This window comes from Salegentibacter salegens (assembly GCF_900142975.1).
Taxonomy (GTDB): Bacteria; Bacteroidota; Bacteroidia; order Flavobacteriales; family Flavobacteriaceae; genus Salegentibacter; species Salegentibacter salegens.
The window spans coordinates 1,652,836-1,675,170 of record NZ_LT670848.1; the positions used below are offsets into that span (position 1 = coordinate 1,652,836).

Annotated in this window: 17 protein-coding genes and 1 other RNA gene; 7 read left to right on the forward strand and 11 right to left on the reverse strand. The window is 38.8% G+C overall.

Annotated elements, in window-relative coordinates:
• Positions 1 to 4 precede the first annotated feature (4 nt).
• Positions 5 to 862: a universal stress protein gene (locus B5488_RS07515; RefSeq protein ID WP_079734703.1), complete on the forward strand. Its 858-nt coding sequence runs from the start codon at positions 5 to 7 to the stop codon at positions 860 to 862.
• 100 nt (positions 863 to 962) lie between these two features.
• Here the strand turns inward: B5488_RS07515 and B5488_RS07520 are convergent, their stop codons facing one another.
• Positions 963 to 1,799 (reverse strand): endonuclease/exonuclease/phosphatase family protein, encoded by an 837-nt coding sequence (locus B5488_RS07520; protein WP_079736554.1) that lies wholly within the window; start codon positions 1,797 to 1,799, stop codon positions 963 to 965.
• A gap of 121 nt (positions 1,800 to 1,920) precedes the next feature.
• On the opposite strand from B5488_RS07520, the gene B5488_RS07525 reads away from it, so the two are divergent.
• The 5 genes from B5488_RS07525 to B5488_RS07545 all read left to right on the forward strand — a co-directional run bounded on the left by B5488_RS07525 (position 1,921) and on the right by B5488_RS07545 (position 4,424).
• Positions 1,921 to 2,550, forward strand: coding sequence for a hypothetical protein (locus B5488_RS07525; RefSeq protein WP_079734704.1), 630 nt, complete (start codon positions 1,921 to 1,923; stop codon positions 2,548 to 2,550).
• Positions 2,550 to 2,858, forward strand: coding sequence for a winged helix-turn-helix domain-containing protein (locus B5488_RS07530; RefSeq protein ID WP_079734705.1), 309 nt, complete (start codon positions 2,550 to 2,552; stop codon positions 2,856 to 2,858). Before B5488_RS07525 ends, B5488_RS07530 begins: the two co-directional genes overlap by 1 nt.
• A 71-nt stretch (positions 2,859 to 2,929) precedes the next feature.
• Complete coding sequence (locus B5488_RS07535) at positions 2,930 to 3,214, forward strand: hypothetical protein (protein ID WP_079734706.1); 285 nt, start codon at positions 2,930 to 2,932, stop codon at positions 3,212 to 3,214.
• Positions 3,215 to 3,243: 29 nt separating this feature from the next.
• Positions 3,244 to 4,008, forward strand: a complete 765-nt coding sequence (locus B5488_RS07540; RefSeq protein WP_079734707.1) for an oxygenase MpaB family protein — start codon at positions 3,244 to 3,246, stop codon at positions 4,006 to 4,008.
• A 32-nt stretch (positions 4,009 to 4,040) separates the two neighbouring features.
• On the forward strand, positions 4,041 to 4,424 hold the full coding sequence (locus B5488_RS07545; protein WP_079734708.1) for a ribosomal maturation YjgA family protein: 384 nt from the start codon (positions 4,041 to 4,043) through the stop codon (positions 4,422 to 4,424).
• Here the strand turns inward: B5488_RS07545 and B5488_RS07550 are convergent.
• Complete coding sequence (locus tag B5488_RS07550) at positions 4,421 to 5,626, reverse strand: NAD(P)-dependent oxidoreductase (RefSeq protein ID WP_079734709.1); 1,206 nt, start codon at positions 5,624 to 5,626, stop codon at positions 4,421 to 4,423. The two genes, B5488_RS07545 and B5488_RS07550, sit on opposite strands and share 4 nt — an antisense overlap.
• 120 nt (positions 5,627 to 5,746) lie before the next feature.
• On the opposite strand from B5488_RS07550, the gene ssrA reads away from it, so the two are divergent.
• Positions 5,747 to 6,149: a transfer-messenger RNA gene (gene ssrA / locus B5488_RS07555) on the forward strand.
• Between the two features lie 258 nt (positions 6,150 to 6,407).
• On the opposite strand, the gene B5488_RS07560 is transcribed toward ssrA, so the two are convergent.
• The 9 genes from B5488_RS07560 to B5488_RS07600 form a co-directional block, all read right to left on the reverse strand.
• Positions 6,408 to 6,749, reverse strand: coding sequence for a hypothetical protein (locus B5488_RS07560; protein ID WP_079734710.1), 342 nt, complete (start codon positions 6,747 to 6,749; stop codon positions 6,408 to 6,410).
• Positions 6,750 to 6,963: 214 nt separating this feature from the next.
• On the reverse strand, positions 6,964 to 10,092 hold the full coding sequence (locus B5488_RS07565) for an efflux RND transporter permease subunit (protein WP_079734711.1): 3,129 nt from the start codon (positions 10,090 to 10,092) through the stop codon (positions 6,964 to 6,966).
• A gap of 5 nt (positions 10,093 to 10,097) precedes the next feature.
• Positions 10,098 to 11,309: an efflux RND transporter periplasmic adaptor subunit gene (locus tag B5488_RS07570; protein WP_079734712.1), complete on the reverse strand. Its 1,212-nt coding sequence runs from the start codon at positions 11,307 to 11,309 to the stop codon at positions 10,098 to 10,100.
• An 18-nt stretch (positions 11,310 to 11,327) separates the two neighbouring features.
• Entirely contained in the window at positions 11,328 to 12,737 is a 1,410-nt protein-coding gene (locus B5488_RS07575; RefSeq protein ID WP_079734713.1) for a TolC family protein, read from the reverse strand.
• A 317-nt stretch (positions 12,738 to 13,054) separates the two neighbouring features.
• Positions 13,055 to 13,663 carry a TetR/AcrR family transcriptional regulator gene (locus B5488_RS07580; RefSeq protein ID WP_079734714.1) on the reverse strand — a complete coding sequence of 203 codons (609 nt, stop codon included), beginning with the start codon at positions 13,661 to 13,663 and terminating at the stop codon, positions 13,055 to 13,057.
• Between the two features lie 388 nt (positions 13,664 to 14,051).
• Positions 14,052 to 17,210, reverse strand: coding sequence for an efflux RND transporter permease subunit (locus tag B5488_RS07585; RefSeq protein WP_079734715.1), 3,159 nt, complete (start codon positions 17,208 to 17,210; stop codon positions 14,052 to 14,054).
• A 17-nt stretch (positions 17,211 to 17,227) separates the two neighbouring features.
• The gene (locus B5488_RS07590; protein WP_079734716.1) at positions 17,228 to 18,283 is read right to left on the reverse strand and encodes an efflux RND transporter periplasmic adaptor subunit; all 1,056 of its coding nucleotides are present in this window, start codon (positions 18,281 to 18,283) and stop codon (positions 17,228 to 17,230) included.
• Positions 18,284 to 18,288: 5 nt separating this feature from the next.
• Entirely contained in the window at positions 18,289 to 19,626 is a 1,338-nt protein-coding gene (locus B5488_RS07595; RefSeq protein ID WP_079734717.1) for a TolC family protein, read from the reverse strand.
• Between the two features lie 894 nt (positions 19,627 to 20,520).
• Positions 20,521 to 21,975, reverse strand: a complete 1,455-nt coding sequence (locus B5488_RS07600) for a peroxidase family protein (protein ID WP_079734718.1) — start codon at positions 21,973 to 21,975, stop codon at positions 20,521 to 20,523.
• Between the last annotated feature and the right edge of the window lie 360 nt (positions 21,976 to 22,335).

Sequence of the window (22,335 nt, forward strand, 5' to 3'; positions counted from 1 at the left end):
CATTATGGAAAAAATCACTAATATTCTGGTTGCTTTAGACCTTTCAGACATTGATAATTCAATTATAAAATATGCCTCTTTCCTATCAGATAAGCTAAAGATTGAAAAGGTATATTTTGTACATAATATTAAGAAATATGAGATTTCTTCCCTTTTTGATGAACAAATGAAGGATGTAAATCTTGATGAAATTATTGGAGACGAACTCAATGAGAAAGTAGAAACCCATTTTAGTAGTAATGCCGAATGGGAAGTTCTTATTTCTGAAGATCCCTATACCGAATCTTTGATAAATTATATTGCCAATAAATATTATATAGACCTGGTGATGGTTGGGAACAAGAATAGAAAAAAAGGAACCGGGATTGTAAGCAACAAATTGCTGCGTATTTTAAAATGTGATATTCTCTCTGTTCCACGTGATTTTCATCCAGAAATAAAAACAATTTGGGCAGGAACCGATTTTTCCCGCGAATCTCGAAAAATCTTTCCAATAGCACAAATGCTTCAGGATGCTACTTCGGCTCCCGTAACTGCGGCGCACGTTTATTCGGTTCCCGTTCAATTTTCGCCTTATGTTAACAAAGAAGCCATGGCTCCAAAAATTGAAAAACACGTCAGGGAAAAAGGAGATAAATTCCTTAATAAATTAGATTACCAGGGCGAAGTGACTCCGTTAATTATTCCCGGCAGGGAAGCCAGTGTAGCCAGCAATTTATTGGAATGTGCAAAGAAAAATAAGGTTGATATTTTAATTGTGGCCGATAAAGGTGCTAATAATATTTCAAGCCTATTAGTTGGAAGTGTAACCGAGGAGTTATTCGGAAAAAACCCCGAAGTACCTTTATGGATTTCTAAATAGTTTTAAAAAAATCGTCATTCTGAACTTGTCTCAGGATCTAATATCTGAAAAGTAGATTATATACAGGATGACGTTTTTAACAACTTTTCAATGCATCCGCCTATTTAAAATCCACTCTCACAAAAACCGGCAGGTGATCTGAAGGATACTTGAGATCTTTTGAATCGCTTAAAACGGCATATTTTTTAACTTCAATATTATCTGAAGTAAAAATATAATCAATTCTTCTATTTACCGGTTCGTTAAAATTATAAGCATTAAAAGTGCCTTCAGGACCAAAATCGAGTTTCGCCACCGCTTTAGAATCATTCATTTTATGCATTAAAAACTGAATTCCGCTTGTATCGGGTTCGAGATTAAGATCGCCCATTAAAATCACCGGCAAATTTTCCTTATTTAATGCTGAAATTTTTTCCCAGATAAGTTTTGCGCTGTTTTCTCTTGCTTTTTCTCCTACATGATCAAAATGCGTATTGAAAACCCAGAATACTTTTCCCGATTTTTTTTCTTTGAATTTAGCATAGGTACAAACCCTTTCCATCGCAGCATCCCAGCCTACTGAAATTTCATTAGGCGTTTCTGAAAGCCAAAAAGTATCATTTTCCAGCACTTCAAACGCTGCAGAATTATAAAAAATCGCACTGAATTCCCCCGCTTTTTTTCCATCATCGCGCCCTACTCCAACGTATTTATAATTCTTCATTTTAGACTCAAAATGTTTTAACTGGCTTACCAAAGCTTCCTGAACACCAAAAATTTGGGGTTCATAAAATCTAATTTGCTTGGTAATATGATCTTGCCGCTTAGACCAGGAATTTTCACCATCGGTCTCGTTAGCGAATTTGATGTTGTAACTCATCAGTTCCACTTCCTGGCTGGAAAGTGTAGTACCGGTAAATATGAAAAGAAAGAGAATGAAGAAAATTCGGTTTGTCATAATGCTGATTTTTGATAAAGTTCGGAAAAAAATTAAAACCACAATAGCATTTAATATTTTGTTGATTTTAAGATAATAATTGAAGTTTTTTAATTTACTTTGTTTTTCAAAGTACTTTATAATGGATAACGAAAAGTATCTTAAAGATTTAAGCGACATCAAACAAATGATGAACCGCTCTTCTCGATTTATTTCCTTAAGCGGACTAGCCGGAGTTTTTGCGGGTTGTTATGCTATTATAGGAGCCGTAATTGCAAAAGTTCTATTAGCGGAGCAAAATTTAGCTATAGCTTCACTGAGTACAACATCGATAAGCAGGGAATTGTTATTGCAATTATTTTTTGTTTCAATTGCAGTGCTTACGCTAGCCATTGGAACGGCCATTTTTCTTACCACCCGAAAAGCAAAAAAAACAGAAGAAAAAATCTGGGATAGTACCAGTAAACGACTGCTAATTAATTTCTTTGCACCCCTTACTGCCGGCGGCTTATTTTGCCTGGTATTATTGCAATATGAACTTATAGGCCTTATAGCCCCGTGTATGCTTATTTTTTACGGTCTTGCCCTTATTCACGCCAGTAAATATACATTTGGCGATCTTAGAAGTTTAGGGTATTCAAATTTAATCCTGGGTCTTATTGCGACCCAGTTTTTGAACTACGGATTGTATTTTTGGGCAGCTGGTTTCGGCCTTTTTCATATTGTTTACGGTATCTGGATGTACAATAAGTATGACAGAAAAAATGCTTAATGAAAAATATAATAAGCAATATAAATAAAGCTTTTGATCACCGGGTGCGCCTGGGAATAATGAGTGTTTTAATGGTAAATGAATATGCCGATTTCACCAGCCTAAAACAACTCCTGGGAGTTACCGATGGCAATATCGCAAGCCATATCAAAGCTCTGGAAAAGGAAGGTTATGTAAGAGTTGAAAAATCTTTTATAGATCGAAAACCTAATACGCGCTACAGCACCACCAAAGCTGGGCGGAAAGATTTTCAGAAACATATAAACGCGATTGAAAATTTATTGAATCAAAAGAATCAAAAACCATAATACTAATTTTTTTATCATTCCACTTTGAATTTCAAAGTGCTTAAAATAAGTATTAATCAAAATTTATTATTATGAAAACTAACCGATTTTTAATTATCCTACTTATCGTAGGCGTACTTTTATTAATTCCTTTTATCGCTATGCAGTTTAGTGACGAAGTGGTATGGACTGTTTCAGATTTTATTATTATGGGAATTTTACTCCTGGTAACCGGGATGGGAATTGACCTTGTGCTGAGAAAGGTTTCCAGCAGCAAAAACCGACTTATAATCGGTGGAATTATTCTTGCAGTATTTTTTATGATTTGGGCAGAACTGGCTGTTGGTATTTTTGGAAGTCCGTTTGCCGGAAGTTAACTAAGTTCCTATAGAATAAATCTAAACACATGGAGTACTTCGTAGACAAAAAATCAATTGTTCGTGAAATTTGGGGAAAGGGCGATACCATTCTTTTTATTTTTGCCGGTGCTTCGGCAGAGTTTGCGCTCAATAAGGCCGTAGATTGGCTTTATTTTACCGGGCGTTTACCCAAAGATCCGTTAGGCAGGCTTTTTTCAACGGTTTCTTATGCGCGGGAAATTGTTTTTGCTGAAAAACACGCTGCACTAAAGGCAATAGATAATATCAACTCTATTCACGCTTCTGTGGAAGCTAAACGTGGAAAAAGTATTCCAGACTGGGCTTACCGCGATGTGCTTTTTATGCTCATAGATTATTCCATTAGGTCTTTTGAAATCCTGGAACGCAAACTGAAGCTTTCTGAAAAAGAAGAAGTTTTTGATGTTTTCTTTCGGGTTGGAAAACGAATGAGTTTAAAAGGCCTACCTAAAAATTTTGAAGAATTTAAAAGGATGCGGCAAACTCATCTAGAGCGAGACCTGGAGTATGGCACATATACCAAAGATCTTTACCATCAATACCGAAAACATTTGGGGCTGGTGCGTTACCAACTATTACTGGAAACACAAAGCCTTATCACTCCCGTGAGTGTTCGCCAATATTTGAACCTCAGAAAATTTTCATTTCTAAACCCGGTGATCCCAGCCTATAAAATAAGCAGAAGTATAAATATTGACGGACTTATTAAATCGCTGATTTTACCTTCGGAATATAAATCAGAAATCACATCGCTGGATACTCAAAATGCATGAAGAAAATTAAAAAACAGCAATAATATGGCAAAATGAAAGCATTAAAAAGAAATTCCCGGAAAAATTACCTCAGCGGTTTTTTATTCCTATTAATTATTGAAATACTTATCGCTCTATATGTAAAAGATGATTTTATAAGGCCTTATCTCGGAGATTTCCTGGTTGTAATACTTCTCTACTGTTTTGTGATGGGAATTAGCAGAATTTCAATATTGAAAGGCCTTTTTACCGTACTAATATTTTCATTTACGTTTGAATTTCTCCAGCTTATCAACATCGTAAAAGTACTACAATATCAACCACCTGAATTCGTAATGATTATTCTGGGTAGTAATTTTTCGGCCTGGGATTTGGTTGCTTACCTGTTGGGACTTCTATGTTGTTTCCTGCTGGAATATTTCAGGAATCAAATCTAGACACCATCTACATAATCTTGCAGATAACTAAATTTTGAGGTTAATTTTCCGTTTTGGGCCATTTGGGCACGTTTTAAAACACCCTCTTTATCATTATTGAAAAAGGCTGGAATAACGTGTTTCAGAAACATTTCACCAAAACCTTCGCTTGCATCTTTTGGAAGTTCACAAGGCAAATTATCTACGACCATCACTAAAATACTCTCTTTATCGTAAAAATCTACCTCGGTTTCGGTTTCAGTATTATAGCCATAAAAAGGTTCTGCAATCGTTGAAGGCCGAATGGTACTGGCGATTGGCCCGTTGATATCGCAAGAAATATCTGCTATACATTTAATTCGAAAATCATTGGATTTCGCATCTTCAGCAGTGAAAAATACGGGCGCCCCGTCACCATAAAAATGCCCTGAAATAAATAAATCACTGGTATGGGCGAAACGCAAAAAGTTGGCGTCATATTTCTGTGGTTCTTTAAAAAATTCTTCCTGGCTTCCTTTTGACCCGTCTTTTCTCTTATTGTAATCCAACACCCCAATATTACAATACACCGGCTTCCTATCTTCAAATTGCAGGTAATCTTCCACGCTTAGTTTCTTAATTCCTAAATGGTCTAACACCTCCTTTGCCCCTTTGGCAACTTTACCGCTACCGGTAAGGACGATTTTTATAGGCGGAATTTTAATTTTATCCAGTTCTGCCAACATGGCATCAAGATCTGGCAGCGATTCTACTTTTGGAAGATTGTATAAATTTTCTTTTAAACCAATACCTCGAAATCCGTTGTAGGCACCTACAAGCCCGGCATAGCGTCCAAAACCAATAAGCCTGGCTCCATTTTCTTTTACAATAACCTCGTGATCGTATAATTCGATATTAAGTTTAAGTACTTCTCTTAGTAAATCTCGATTATAAGGTTGCTTTTTAATAGTATGGGAAAAGAAAAAATACTTTTTATTCGGAATTAAAGCAGGCAGAGGCACTTCTTTAACTCCCAGCAAAACATCACAATCGGAAACATCTTCGGTAACTTCAAAACCGGCATCCCGATATTCCTGATCGGTAAATATTCGAATATCAGAACTTTGTACTTTAAAATTTGCTTCGGGAAACTTTTTTATGAGTTCGTTAAGTTTTCCAGGAGAAAAAACAACGCGCCTGTCTGGTGGAGTTTTTTCTTCTTTAATCAATGCAAATTTTATCATTTCTGGTATGGGTTTTGTTCCTTTGTGTGTGTATTTCAAAGATATGAATTTAAAATTGTATCTTTGCAAGCCTTAAGTTTAGTTATGCTTAAGTTTTAAATGATTATGTTCTTTACATATGGGGTCGACTTGGTTTTGACAGCGAGTCTAATTGAGTTGTAAGCACGTCGAGCGCTGGGATATAGCTCGTAAATCTCATATTTCACACTTTTTTAAACGGCGAAGATAACTACGCCTTGGCTGCATAATCCGAATCACAGTAGGATTGCTTAGTCCCTACAAGGTAGGGAGCCAAGATGTCCCGCGAAGGCCTTGATTTACGGCATTCGCATTAGGGGCACCGATAAAGTAAATATAGGAACTGTAGGACCTTGATGCAGTTTTGAAATCTAATTGAGGATACGGAAGAAGTTAGGTCGTTTTCAGCCAGACTTTTTCCCGACAATTTAAGTGAAAACTAAACGTGTAGAAGGCAATTTAATTGCTTGTTTGGACGAGGGTTCGAACCCCTCCGACTCCACTTTTTGAGTACCAAACTCAATCAAAAACCCCGTAATCCTAGGATTTACGGGGTTTTTCGTTTTCAGGAATATCAAAATATCAGTGTGCAATCCAGCGACCAATTTTTCTCCTAAAAATTGCACACTGGAGCAGATCAAATACCTGTATAACAATTATTTATGAAATATTAAGATTTCTCAGAAAGTAACAACTCTAAGAAGAAAAATAGGGTGTCATTTTTTCTAATTCTGAGTCAAAAGCTTTCACCATTTAATTGAATCTACTCTTCGTTAAAAAGATCGTATACCTCCTTATTAAGGTCGGGAATATATTTACCCAAGGCCCTCAAGGCTCTTTCCTGAATTTTTCCGAAACTTTCTGATTCTAAATCTCCCCCTGCAATATCCCAATCTTCAAAGTGAAGAACCTGTGAGAGGTAAGTGTCATCCTCACCATAGTACATAATTGTAACCCTACTTCCACTAAAAGCCAATTGTAAAGAATAAGGAACGTTTTTAAAATAATCTGGAGAATGAATTTCAGGCAAATCCAGTGAAATCATATTTGTTTCCGGATCATATGAAAGCCAAGTAGGTAAATAAACTTTTCCCAGTTCTAACATTAGAATTTAATTTACAGGCAAGTTCCATAAAAGTAATATATTTTACTTTAAACAGTTCGTTTTTATGGGAAGCTTACACAACTACCAGATGAAGATTTTTCAGACTATCGAAAAATCAAAGAAATTCGGCTGTCAGTTTTTGGAAGGGTCTTCAATTTGAAAAGAGTGTTCAGAGGTATGAATATAGAGAAGATAAGCCCTATCATTTAGTTCTCTATGCTTCCGGTGCTTCTGTTTTTCGATTTACAGTACGGCCTTCTTTAATTAGCAAACTAACATCTTCCAAAACAAGGTAAAGACAGGGAACAATTACAAGGATAATTGAGGTTGCAAAAACGATCCCAAAGCCCAATGAAATAGCCATAGGAATAAGATATTCTGCCTGGCTGGAAGTTTCCAGAATAATAGGTGTGAGGCCTCCAAAAGTGGTGAGCGTGGTAAGCATAATTGGCCGGAAACGACGGAGGCCGGCTTCATGAATGGCCTCATAAACAGAGGAGTTTTCCCTTTTTTTATTGGCAAAATCTATCATAATCAAAGAGTCATTCACCACCACACCCGAAAGGGCAATAACCCCCATTAAACTTACTACTGAAAGATCGTAACCAAGTAAAATATGTCCTATTACGGCTCCCACGATCCCAAACGGGATTGCAGAAAGTACAATAAGGGGTTGCGTGTAACTGCTAAAAGCAATAGCTAAAAGTGCATAAATAATGAGCATCGCCATAGAAAAACCGCTCCAGAGGGAGTTGGTAGATTCCCGCATATCCGCCTGGCTTCCTTCAAAACTCCAGGTAAGGCCTGGAAAATCTGCCCTAAGCTGAGGCAAAACTTCATTTTGTACAGAGGCCAGCACCTGGTTAACTGCATTAGAAGGCTCTACGTCCATTCCCACATTCACCACTCTGCGCCCGTCACGCCTATTTATACTGGTGAAAGCTTCCCGCTGCTCTACCTCAACCACATCCAAAAGCGGAACTTCTACTCCGGCGGGAGTACGAACAAGGAAATTCTCCAGATTATTCATATCCCGTCTTTCTTCCAGCGGCAGTTTTACCCGTACTTCAATTTCGTTGGTGCTTCTTAGCTGACGCATGGCAAGAGCTCCAAAAAAAGCGTCCCGCACCTGCCGGCCTACCTCGTTTGAGGTAAGTCCCAGGTTTCGACCTTCAGGCAAAAGTTTAAAATCGTATTGCAATTTCCCCTTGTCATAATTATCATTTAGGTCACGGGTATTTTCAAAAGCTTCCATCTCTTCAAGAAACTTAGTGCTTGCCTGTTCCAGCACGTCAATATCGGCATGACTTAGATCTACACTTATATCTTGTTGATAACCACCCGGGCCTCGTTCTGCTTCAAAAGTGATCTGGTCTACGCCTTCAATATCTCCTATATTATCCCGCCACAATGCTATGAGCTCTCTTGCAGACATATCCCGCTCATTTGGTGGGAGCATTACAATTTCAACATCAATAAAATTTTGTCCGCGTACGTTGGTCTTCACGCCTTCTGCAACTGCGTAAAGATTGTGTTCTTCAAACATTCTGCGGGTAGATTCAGTTATTTCTTTTGCAACCCGGGCAGCCTGTTCAGGGGTGGTACTTACAGGCAATCTTACCCCGGCTTCAATCTCATCGGCCGCCACTTCGGGCATCATGATCATTCCCATATGATCGCTATAACCATAGCCACCTACGATAAGAAGGAGTGCTATAGCTGCGCTCAAGGTAATATAGCGGTATTTAAGACACAGGTCCAGCAAGGGGCGGTAATACTTATCAATAATGCGGTTGTAGCCTTCGGCAAAAGATTTCTGCATTTTTTCGAGCCGCGCAGTCCATCCTTTCGTTTTTTTCTCTTTAAGATGGCCAAGATGGGAAGGCAGTATAAATAGTGCTTCCAAAAGAGAAACGGCCAGGATAACAATTACAACTGCCGGGAGAGGCCACCAGAATTTCCCTGTTTCCCCGGGCATAAAAAGTAGTGGTATAAAAGCAATAATCGTGGTGAGGATACTAAAGATCACGGGCTTGGAAACATCTCTGGTTCCCGCAATGGCAGCATCGATCGCACTTAATCCTTTTTGCCTGTATTCATGAATATTTTCTCCTACTACGATGGCATCATCCACAACGATACCCAAAACAACCAGGAATCCGAACATAGAGATCATGTTAATGCTAAGTCCAAAGAGGGGCAGAAAAATAATACCACCAATAAATGAAATGGCCATTCCCATCATCACCCAAAAAGCCAGCCTATACTCCAGGAACAGCGCCAGGATCACCAATACAATTACGATGGCAAGAAGACCGTTTTCGGTAAGCAGGGAAAGCCTTTCCCGATAATCTTCGGCACTATTACTGTCTATACGGAATTCCACTCCCGGGGGTAATTGAAAATCTTCCATGATCTCTAGGACAGTTTCTTCAATATCCAGCGGAGATTGATCCCCAATTCGGTAGATACTAAGATCTACGGAAGGGCTTTGATTGAACTGGCCGTGAAATCCGGTTTCTTCAAATCCGTCGGTGATACTAGCTATATCCTGAAGAGTTACCCTTGCTCCTGAACCGGAAGTAACAATTGTAATGTTTCCGAATTCTTCCGCCCACTGTTTGCGCTCCTGCATACGGAGTAAAATTTCTCCGGAATGGGTTTCTACTGCACCCGCCGGTACATCTTCACTGGACTGAGCAACAATATTGGCTACCTGTCCCAAAGTGAGATTATACTGTCTAAGGTTATGACGCGGGATCTCAATATGGGTAACATAATCGGGTACATTTCCTATCTCTACCTGTGTAATCTGTGGATCGCCAAGAAGTTGGTTACGAAGTCGTTCAGCAAGAATTCGAAGGGTCCAAATATCAGTTTCTCCATATATAGCAATTTCCATAACATCCCGTTGCCGGGATTGGAGATTTACCTGTGGGCGCTCAATATCATCGGGGAAAGTCTGGATACGCCGTACCCCCTGATCTATATCCTGAAAAGCCTGCATTCTGTCTGTACCGGCGACAAGTTCAATAAGGATATTGCCCGAGCCCTCATTAGCGGTGGAAGTAATCTCTTTAATCCCCTGAATACCGCGGATAGCTTCCTCTACCGGCAGTAAAATTCCCTGTTCCACTTCAGCCGGAGCAGCACCTGGATAAACCACATTCACTTCTACATAATCCAGCTGGAACTGAGGAAATACTTCCTTCTGAATATTGAACATCGTCCAGATTCCACCGCCTATTAAGATGATCATTAACAGGTTTGCAGCAATGGAATTTCTGGCCATAAACGCTATAGCTCCTTCCTTCCGTACTTTTTTATCCTCCGGCTTCCCCATTGCTGCTATTCCTCTATATTTGGTTCCTGCTCATTATTGTTTCCGGAAGTTGTTTCTGGCTCTGCCTTCCTAAGTTTCACTCCTTCAGAAACCACACTCAGATTGGTAGTAACCACTTCTTCTCCCTCACTAAGACCCTGACTGATGTATGCATATTCTGAATCTGTAAGAATGATCTCGACTTCCCTGATGGATAATTCCCCATCTTCATTTACCCATACCGTTTGGTTAGTACGGAGATAATCCCTGTTTAAGCGCACCACATTTTCTACCTCTCTGGCCTGTACCTGTGCTTCTACAAATCCGCCTATCATAAGTTCTCTCTTGGTATCTGTAGTATCTTCTCTGGCTAATGGATCATTAACTCTTACGAGAACGCGGGCCAGACGGGTTTGTTCATCGAGTGCGCCTACCTGTTGATCCAGATATCCTACCCGGAAAACACCTTTAGGCCAGCCAGAATTTCTGATCTCTACGGTAGATCCGGTCTCCTCCTCTGATTTTGGAAAAGACAACCATTGAAGTTTATTTACCGGAACTGTAAGGGTAATCCAGTATTGTTCACTACCTACTAAGCGTCCCAGCTCGTCTCCGGGCGAGACCTGTGATCCCACGGTTACATTCTGACTTAAAATATGGGCATCGAAAGGAGCTTTTATTGTGGTTCGTGATAGTTCCAGTTCGGCTTGTGCTACTGAAGCTTCCGCAGCTTTTACCTGTGCTCTTATCGCGTCAAGTTGCGGTTTTCGAAGAACCAGGGAGCGTTGATTTGCAGAAAGGGAATCTATCCCCGCAAGTTCCAGGTCCTGTTCTGCCACTTCCTGCCGCCCCATTTCCATGTTGAGATTGGTTTGAGCCTGCAGGAGATCACTTCTTCGCAGCTCAAGGGTATTCCGGAAATCTGATGGATCGATCTGCAGCAGTGCCGCCCCTTTTTGAACAAATCCTCCCGGAATAAATTCCGGAGATCTGCTTATAATCTGCCCGCTTACCTGCGGACTCAGAATAACATCCTCTACAGGCTGTACCATTCCGGTAGCCTCAATGACAGGACGGAAATCACCCGCATCTGCCTGCACTACATCTACCAACATTGCTGTTTGTTTTGTGGCACCTTCAGAACTTGCCGTAGGCTCAGTGGAAAAAATAAAATAAGTAACAATCGCTGCAAGGAGCAGAATGCCGAGGCAGATGATCAATATTTTTTTTGTGCTCATAAGTGCCTTTCTCTTTATTTAAAATTCGGCGGAATTTGTACGTTCTGTTTCAAACCCACCGGCAAGGGTACGGTACAAGGTAATCCTATGCTCCAGGAGTGTTTGTCGCGCTTCCAGAATATCCCTTTGTAACTGCTGTTCCTGATCCAGGGAAAGTAAAACGTCTAAATATTCACTAAGTCCGTTAAGGAATTCTATTCTTAATTGTTTGTTTGTTTTTTGTGCAAGATCCAGCCGACGCTCCAATACCTGAATTCTTTCTTTTTGTTTTTGTTCCTGTATTAAAGCATCTTCCACTTCCCTAAAAGCATCCAGCACCGTTTGCCCATACAGGTAAAGTTGTTGATTTTTTAGAGCTTCGGTACGGTCAACTTCTGCTCTAAGTCGGCCACCATACAATAGGGGTGCTACAAGATTCCCGGCGAGGGTATATGCCCAGTCCTGGAAGAGGTTGTTATAATTATTGGATCTTGATTGGGCACTTAGGTCTAAAGAAAGACGTGGATATTTACTCCTAATGGCCATTGCCATATCCCTGTCGGAAGCCAAAACAAGATTGTAAGCCAGTTTAATATCAGGGCGACGCCTAATAAGTTCCAGTGGAAGCCCGGTTTCGGGAAGAGGAGGCAATTCTGGAAGGTCCTTTTTTGGTGTGATAAAAAGATTTTGAGGTGGACGCCCCAAAAGCACGGCCAGTCGGTTTTTCACTAATTCCAGTTCCGTTTCGAAAAAAATCTTTTGATCCCGGGTGCTTTCGAGTAATTGTTCCTGGCGTAGGATATCTACAGCCCGTATTTGTCCGCTTGTAAATCTTGCCCGGATAAGCCTTATTATATTTTCGTTGGTTTCGATTTGTTGATCTGTTAACTCCAGTTGCTTTTTCAGCGTGAGCAACTGAAACCAGGCGGCACTTATTTCTGCAGAAAGAGTCATAGCTGCAGCCTGATAATCATAAAAGGAAGCCTCTGCCCTAAATTCTTCCGCCTCAATGCCAGCACGTATCCTTCCCCACAAGTCGAGCTCATAACCGGCCGCAAGACCTGCCTGAAAATTTTCACCTCCGGCAAAATCAGGTTCCGGACGGCTTATGGCATTTCGGACAGCAAGTTCAATATCTGGCCATAAAAAGGATTTTTCGCCCCTCAGGTTCGCCTGTGCTGCCATAAATTGCTCCCAGGTGGCGGCAAGGTTCAGGTTTTCTGTGAGGGCGCTATCAATAAGTTTATTTAGAACAGGATCATCAAATGAAGTCCACCATTCTTCCCTAATGGCTTCAGTCCCGGTATAGGAAAATGATTCAGCTTCTTCAATGGGAGCTTCTACATTTTGGAGTTTTGGGGAGCAGCTAAGTACACAAACGCAAAGTAAGGGCAGCCAAGTTAAGTATGGTGACCTTCCAGTGGATAGTCCGGATTTTGCCGGAAATATTGTTTGAGATAAAATAATTTTAGTTTCAATAGAAACAGGTCCTACTGCAGCGTAAAATAACGAATAAGTTTCGCCTGTTCCTGGTTCTTAATTCTTTACACAGCGCATTTTCTAAAGTTAGCATTTTTTTAGAAGCTAACAACAGAAGCTTTATTTGGAAGAATTTCAGGGACAGCAAGCAAGAACCTATAACTGAATAAGGATTTTTCATATTCGCTTAATTTGTGAGAATAATAGAAATATCTCCTAAAGTGGATAAATAGAAAAATGCCTCAAGAATAATTCTAAATATTATCTAAAGACTTCTGAACGCTCAATTAATCACGATTGTTTTCTTTTAATGCTTCTAAATATTCCCTGCCTTTTTGTGTAGTAATGGCGTATAAATAAAAACGCAAACCTTCTGTCTGATACTCATAATGGGAGATATTACTTGTATCCAGGTATGGGGTATTATAAGACATCGCAAGTTGAAAAAATAACTTTGAATAGAATTGAGCATCGAAATCTTTACGGTAATAGCCCTGCTCTCTTCCCTTTTTAATATTTTCCAATAAAATTAAAGAGAATTTTTCAGAAAAATCCTTCATATGTCTACTGAATATCTGAGGGTAATATTTTGTAAGTTGCCTTAACATTATAGTCCTATTCGAAGAAGATGCATTCTTTATTTCCTTATCTCTGGAAAGCATTCTATCTATAGGGTTGTCAATTTTATTTTCCAAATTTTTCATTCTCTCTAAAACCCTTCCTAACCTATATGTAAGGACTTCCCCTAAAAGTTCTTCCTTATTTTTATAATCCTTATAAAGCGTCCTTTTAGATATCCCAAATTCTTTGGCTATATCGTCCATAGTGAGGGATTTGGCCCCATTTTCTTCGAATAACCTGGCTACTTTTTCTATAAATTTGTTTTCTTCAATCATCACATTCTATTCAGGGGTTACAAATTACAACATTAATTAAGTATTTTAAATATTTTCAGTTTTAGAACCTTTGCTTTATTTTTCAAGGCTTGACACTAAATACTTCAAGCCGAGCTTCCCTACCTTTTAATATGTTAATACCAAAAGAGACTGTTTTATATTTTTCTGAAAGTTGTGGTTTCTTTAGAAAAATAGATGATACGAGAATTGATTTCGTTTAATGAAATAAGACTTTCGGCATAGCAGCACTAAAAAGCTAAAGATTAGTGTTCTTTACATAATCGCCTTTTAATTATTCTGAAAATCAAGGTTTGGACTCCCTCTAAAAATTTAGTAATTAAAAAATAAGAACCGCCCAACAAGTGGGCAGTCCTTATCAACCAACCAATTAAAATTCATATTCGTGTTTAGGATCAACGTGATCGTACTCAGCTACTATTAACTCTTCATATTTCACATTCTTGTGTTTAGAGAAGCGTTCTTCCAACCCAACTACAATCAAGTAGACTACTGGTACAATTACCAGGGTTAAAAATAAAGAGGATAGCAAACCTCCAATAATTACAATGGCTAATCCATTGTTCATTTCAGCAGCAGCACCCGAGGCCAGGGCAATTGGTAACATACCAAATACCATGGCTATGGTAGTCATTAAAATAGGCCTTAACCGTGCATGGTTTGCCTGAATAAGTGCTTTTCTCACCGGTTCCCCGTGGGCCATTCTATGGTTGGCAAAATCTACCAGCAGGATCGCGTTTTTTGCCACTAGTCCAATCAGCATAATAATACCCAAAATGGTAAAAATGTTTAAACTTTGATTGGTAAGTCCTAATGCCCACAAAGCTCCGATAAAGGAAAGTGGAATTGAGAACAGAACAATAAACGGCTTAACAAAATCATCGTAAAGGACCACCATAATTAAATATACCAATATAATTGCGGCAAGAAGTGCGATTCCCAGGGTTCCAAAACCTTCGCTTTGGTTTTCCATATTTCCTCCCCAGGTCCAGTTAACCCCTTTAGGCTTTTCGATATTTGCCAGTTTCTCTTCCCATTCCTGGGCTACTGCGCCTGTAGTTTTACCTACATTCTGGGCCATTACAGTTACCGATGGAGATCTGTCAAAACGTTCCAATACCGAAGGTCCAGAACCATATTGAATATCGGCAAACTGGGAAAGCTTCACCTGCTGACCTGCATTATTGGTATAGGTTATATTTCTTACATCTTCAATACTGTTCCGGTAGGCCTCATCTAGTATAATATTGATATCATATTCATTGCTTCCGGTTCGGAATTTATTATCGGTATCACCACTAAAGGCTGTTCGTAAAGATTGCCCCACTACTCCTACATTAAGACCCAGCGAGGCCATTCTATCCCTGTCTACAGTTATGGCGATCTCGGGATTTCCTTCTTCCACACTCAAATCGATCTCGGTGGCACCTTCAACAGTTTTTAGTTCTGCTTCAGCTTGTTTTGCATAGGCTAGCGCCTCTTCCATAGACCCAGCCGTAATAATCATTTGAAGTGGTGCTTGTTCAGCTCCCATAAGGCCTACAGGTACTGTTTTAATTTTCACACCAACAAGTTCATTCTCTAATTTTCTTTTCAGTTTCGCTGCAAAAATACTGGTCTTGTCCTCCCTTTCAGATTTATCTACAAGGGTAACATTGATCTCAGATTTATAGTTTATGGCCTGTACCGCTCCCATTCCGCCATCACTGGATTGCCCAACGGTAGTGATCATACTTGCTACTTCAGGAATATTATCCAGGTATTCTTCAGCTCTTTGAGTCGCAAAATTCATTTCTTCAATAGAGGCATCTTTGTCAATTTCCAGTTGTACCAGGAATTCACCTTTATCGGTGCCCGGGAAGAAATCAGATCCTATATATCCCATTCCCACAAGAGCTATAGAACTCACAAAAAGAGCTGCGGCAATTACAAATGTGCTTATTTTATGGTCAAGGCACCAGTTTAGAATCCTTGTCACTTCATGGGTGAACCAGGTTAAGCCTGCCTCAAATTTATGGATGACTCTACCAAAAAGAGATTTCTGACTAATGTGTTCCAATTTACCATACCTAGAGAATAACCATGGCACTACAGTAAAAGAAACCAGTAATGACAACATGGTTGATATAATAACGGTTGCGGCAAATTGACGTATAATATCTGATACCAAACCAGAACTCATTGCTATAGGTAGGAACACTACTACGATTACCAGGGTAATGGCTGTTACGGTAAACCCAATTTCTTTAGCCCCATCGTAAGCGGCTCGAACCTTGTTTTTACCCATTTCCATATGCCGGTGAATGTTTTCAATTACCACAATCGCATCATCTACCAGGATTCCTACCACTAACGAAAGTGCAAGTAAGCTCATAAGATTAAGACTATATCCAAGCGCATACATCCCAATGAAAGTTGCGATAAGCGAGGTAGGAATGGCCACCATCACTATAAGCGCATTACGGTAACTGTGTAAAAAGAATAGCATAACAAAAGCAACCAGGGCCACGGCTATCAAAAGATCCTTGATCACAGAATTCGCAGCGGCAAGGGTAAAAACAGAAGAATCGTTAGCAAGGCTTATATTTACTCCCTGCTCGGTATATTGTTGTTCTATTTCTATAATTTTTTCCTGAACCAATTCACTTACCGTCACTGCATTTGCATCGGTTTGCTTCTGTACCTGGAGTAATAAGGTACTTTGCCGGTCTACCCTTGCTAATTTTTCTACCTCTTTTTGTGTATCCTGTACTTCTGCTACATCAGTCAACCTAATATCCTGACCATTTTGAGAAGCAATTACCAGATTTCTTAATTCTTCTACAGAATTTATTTTTCCGGCAAGACGTATAAGGGTACTGTTTTCTCTCGTTTTCAAACTTCCAGTTGGAAAATCAAGGTTGGAAGCAGTAATCATCTGTTGTACCTGCGGAATTGTAAGTCCGTAGCCTTCCAGACGGTTTGGGTCCAGATTAACTCTAATCTCTCTTTCCTGTCCACCAATAACATTTACCTGTGCTACTCCCGTAAGTCTTGAAAATTCAGGTTGAATTTTTTGATCTACCAGGTCGTAAAGCTCATTTTCTGTAAGATCTCCGGTTATACCCATGCTTAGAATAGGCATATCTGAAAGTGAGAACTGAGAAAGGGATGGCTCTTCAATATCTTCAGGTAAATCTGAACGGATTGCGTTTATTTTTCGTTGCGCTTCATTTAAGGCAAAATCTACATCGGCCTCATTATTAAATTGGATGGTTACCAAAGAAAGACTTTCAAAAGATTTTGTTTCAATTTTCTTGATGCTCTCCAGGGAGGAAACTGCATCCTCTATTTCCCGGGAAACAGTATTCTCTACCTCGGCCGGAGAGGCACCCGGATAAGGGGTAGCTACGGTGACCACCTTTACTTCAAAGGAAGGGATCAACTCGTAGTTGAGTTGGGTATAGCTGAAAAGACCACCGAAAATTAATACGATAAGCATTACAATTACTACACTGGGCCTTTTAATAGATACTTCTGCTAATTTCATTTTATCTTTTTTTCAGATTATTTCAGGATTTTTACGGGCGTATTATCACTAAGGTTAATTTGTCCGCTGGTCACTACCTGATCACCTTCTTTTAAACCTTTAGTCACTTCTACTTTATCACCGTAATTTACTCCAGCTTGTATTTTTGTTAAGGAAGCAACATTATCATTTACCACAAATACCTGATTATCGCTTACACTCCCTACAAAGGCTTCACGTGGTATTGTGAGTACATTATCTACTCCGGAAGCATTAAAAGTGGCCGTACCATACATTCCGGCTTTTAAATCATAATTTTGGTTTTCTATAGTAATTTCCACAGGAAATTTAAGAGCACCATTAGATGCTGGTGCTATAAACGTTATTTTCCCAGGAATTGAATTATTTTTTACGCTGGGATTTACTTTCACAGAATCGCCAATTTTAAGCTGGCTCACCAGGGCTTCATCTACTTCTACTTTAAGCTTTAAAGTAGAGATATCGACTACTTCCAAAATTGGGGTGCCAGGTGCAACAATAGCTCCTTCTTCCACGAATTTCTTGTTAACAATTCCGCTGCCTTTCGCTTTAATTTGGGTGTCTCCGGAGTTTAAGGATGCAGATTCAAACTGGGCCCGGGCATTATCAACCTGCAATTTTGCCTGGTCTAATTGAACAGCGGTAACTCCACCGGTTTCGTAAGCTGCTTTATACCTGTTAAGTGTAGCCACTGCATTGTCTAAAGCGGCTTTTGCATTATTTACATTGACATTTATTTTATCGCCAACAAGTCGAGCAAGTACCTGCCCTGAGACTACTGATTCTCCTTCCTGTACATAAATGGCCGCAACCTGACCATTTAATTCAGCGGAAATCTGGGAGGTAGTCTTAGCTAAAAAGGTACCGTTAACATTAAACGCTCCTTCGATATCTTCTTTTCCTACCTCAATTGTTCTAACAACTACATTGTTATTTTTTTCGGCTACGATGTTTACCTCTTCCTGGTTCTTCTTTTTATTATTTTCCAGTATAAAGAAGAAAGCTGCAGCAATTCCTACCAATACTACTATGGTTATGATGGTCTTTTTTTTCATTTTTATTAATTGTTATTTAGTGTTCTTAATTTTCCCTGTGATTTCAATACTTCTATCTCAGCCAGTCTATAGTCCAACTGTGCATTGGTAAGATTGTTCCTGGCATCGGCCAATGCTCTTTCAGCATCTAAAAGATCTGTTAGTGTCGCCAAACCATTCTCGTAATTATTCTGCGTATCGGTAAGGACTTCCTCTGCGAGTTGTGCATTTTCTTGTTGATTCTCTATGGTAATCCAACTATTTTCAAGTTGAGACATGGCATTATCGTAAGCAAGTTCCATAGCTAGCTTTGTATCTTTGATATCAAGCTGAGCCTGTTCTATATCTATTTGATTTTGTTTTACCCGTGCCCTGGTAGCAAAACCATTAAATACCGGAATTTGTATATTGATTCCAATTGCTGAAAAATCTGACCAGAACACTCCTTTATCCTCTCCATTCCATAATGGCACTTCGGGTCCCTGACCTAAATACCCGTAGTTAGCGGTAAGTGAAGCAGTAGGGTAATATTCGGCATTCGTGGCCGCCTTCTGATAATTAAGGAGTTCGACCTGTTTATTCAACAATGTTATTTCGGTACGTTCCTGCATTCCTTCCTGTACTGTTTCTGGAAGAAATAAGGGGCTAAATGATTCTTCTGGTAATACCACAGGAACATCGCCGGGCATTCCAATCATAAACTTCAAAGCATTTTCACTAAGCTGAAGCGCATTTATCAATTGTTGTCTGTTAGCACTAAGGTTATTGAGGGCAACCCTACTGCGGTCATAATCTATTTTTTTTGCAAGACCATTATCGTAAAGCCCCTCTATTATAGTAACGGTCTCCCGTGTGATCTCTAAATTTTTATTCAGGTTCTCCAGCATTTGTTGGGTTTCATAAACCTGGTAATAAGAGGTAGCTACTTTTTCAATAATCTCTTCCTCCGTAAGCTGAGCATTGATTATGTAAAATTCCCTGGTAGATTTTGCGGCTTTCAAACCGGTAAACACCGATTGATTGAAAAGCACCTGGCTAAACTGCGCATTCACGTTGGAAGTCCATTTTTGCCCAAAGGCTACCCGTACATTTTCTCCAGGCATTCCAAAGATTTCTCCCGGTAAAACATTTTCCTGTAGTAAAGGATTAAAATTAGTATTTCCACTTATGGAAAGCTGTGGTAGTGCAGCAGATCTTACTTCGGCTATTTGTGCATCTCCCCTTTTGATTTCAAGCCTGGCTTTTTCTGCTTCTGCTTTATTTTCCAGGGCATAGTTAATGGCATCTTTAAGGGTAAGCAAGTCACTTTCTTGTGCACTTAAGAAATTTATACCCAATAAAAAACATACAATTAGTTTCTTCATTATTTTTTGTTCTGGTTAAACCAACTTTTAAAATTCGAGGCAAATATATAACAAAGAAAACTTTTACACTAATTTAGTTTTCAAGTTTTATTGAATTAATGAAAGAGTCTAAATTGAATGTCTCTTTGTAGTAATAATATTTATTATAATGAGTATTTACCAGAGCGAATTACAAAAGGACTGGGGATCTGGTGTAAAATCGAAAGAAACCGGTTAGGAGTAACACAGGAGGAATTATAGCAAAAACACTATTCTAAATGTAAAGCAACTGATGGGGAGATTGGGAAGTCAGGTTAGGATTTGAATCAACCATTCTTGTATTTTCTTCTCTAAGTTTATTTCGGTGAATCCTGGATAGAAATACAATTATGAAAGCAATAAAAATGCTATAGCCGTGAAAAATGCACTCGCAAAAGTAAAATGCACGTTCGCAACAATCTTAAACAAAATATTTAAAAATTAGAATTTGTATTTTTTATTAAATTATGAAAAATATGGATGTAGAAGCTAGAAAAAGAAAATTTATACACGAGTTTTTAAAACGTAAAAGTGAAGAAGCAATTCTGAGATTTGAAAAAAGGAACTAAATTAAATAAGAATTTTCAGCCAATGACTTTAGAGCAATTTAACCAAAGGATTGACCAATCTATAAATGGTTCCCGGAATAGAGGATTAACAGGGAGATAGAAGATTTAATGACTGAAATTGAAAAATGGAGTTAAAAATCTTTTTAACTGACTTTACAAAAAAAGAATACAGAAGATCTTTAACTACTTAAATAAAAAAAGGGGCAGACTATAAAAAGTCCAACCCCTGTTTTTTAAAATTTACACCCTTTGCGAGATAGTGTCTTTTAATATAGTTTTTCAGCCTCATTTTCTATAGAAATTAATTCTAAAGATCGTAAGCTTCATCTGCTTTTTCCATTAAATCTTTCATTGTAAAAACACCTTCTTTGCCATGGGTAGGTACCCAATCACGGTTGTTACCCAAAAATGAATCTCTATCTAATTCTAAAAGCCCTATAAGTACCTCGGCAACTATTCTCCCGCCTACAGGGCCAAGACCTTCTCCAGAAGAAAACTGACTACCAGAATCCTGCCTGCCTACTACTTCGGCTTCTGCCAAAATATAATACCATAGCGGTATGCCAGCAGACAAATCAATATCATGAGTGCTTATTTTATTGTGAACAAAATCTACCACCTGCTCTATTTCGTCTTCCTCTCTATGCATATATCTCGCTACATTTTCGCCAGAGGGTAACAGAAAACTTTGTCCTCTCCTAAAATTTCTTGTGGCTAAAGACTTATCATCTGCTTTGCCGGATGTCACAAAAGGTAATTCTAATAAAATAGGGGCTAATGTGGTATCAAGTTTTTCTGCCTTTTGGAAATCAGTACCAAAATCGAAAAAAGCGTCCCACTCAATAGCCTGATCGCTACTTGTAATTCTTGTAAAACCTTTTCCAAATTCTGTTGAAAAAATACTTTTAGTAACTCCATCTAGCTGCAGTTTTAAATCCTGGGCAATCATGGTATGCCCGAACCTGAAAGCAGCTACAGAAAATTCTACTGGTATAAATGCACTATAGAGGGGTTCATAAAATTTACGGCCATTACCTAAAATATCGGCAACTAAATATTTTCCACACATAATTGGAAGAAATTCATTTACTACAACCCATTGATAATGCCATGTTGTTATTTTTCTGGCCTCTTCATACAAATGCTCGGGACTATAACCTGAATTAGCGTCTTTAAGCATTTTATAATTGGCATTATAAAATCTAACTAAAGCTAACTGCATTTGAGAAATCACCCTGTTTTCATCGTTTCTGGGATCTCCTATTACAGCAGTTCCCTTTCCATTCCGTTGCAGATCATGCTTTTCAGTAGCCTTATTTTGATCCATATTATTGTTACTCAATGCGGTTAAGAGGTAAAAACCTTCTTCTCTGCGTTGGTAAAGAAAAGGATCATCTTCTGGACCTCCCCCAAATACACTATCCAGGTCCAAATTAGCAGAACGCGAATTTTCAATTTCATTAGGATTATTAATGCTACTAAAACTGGTTGTGGTATCGAAGGTAATATCATGGTCAATAAACTGCCCAAAGAAAACCATCCCTAAAGGAACTGAATCAGTAAATTTAGGAGTATTGCCGCCATCCATCGGCCCCTTGATCTTTCCCAGCCCAGAGAGTGCTGATGGTGTATTATAAAGCGGGGGCAAATCTCTGAACATTCTGCCAAAACGGCCAAAACTTTCTTTTTCAAAAGAATGATGCGAACAAAGCACATTTTTACCTTCAAAACTGTGCATTCCATGGTGATCTGAATCTGACATAATAAATTGGTTTTAAGTGGTTAATAGAATTTGAAAGTTTTATATCCTTATACCAGGAATAAAATATTCAAGAGCACTAGTAATATTTTAAGCCTGAGATGCTAACAAATTTATTTATCGTGACATCACTCATCATCCAAATCACAGTATTGGTGATAATTCACCAAAAACTTAATCATGATGATGGGTTTAGGGTTTAATAGCAGGGAACTATTAAGTGCCAGGACGCCAATATACAGTAGGGAGGTATAATTTTTATATACTAAGAAAAACCTTTTATTGATTGGTTATTTCTATAGTTTTAGCAGAAAAAAAGTTGAAATTATAAATTTACTATTTGCAGTTTAATTCATTCATCGT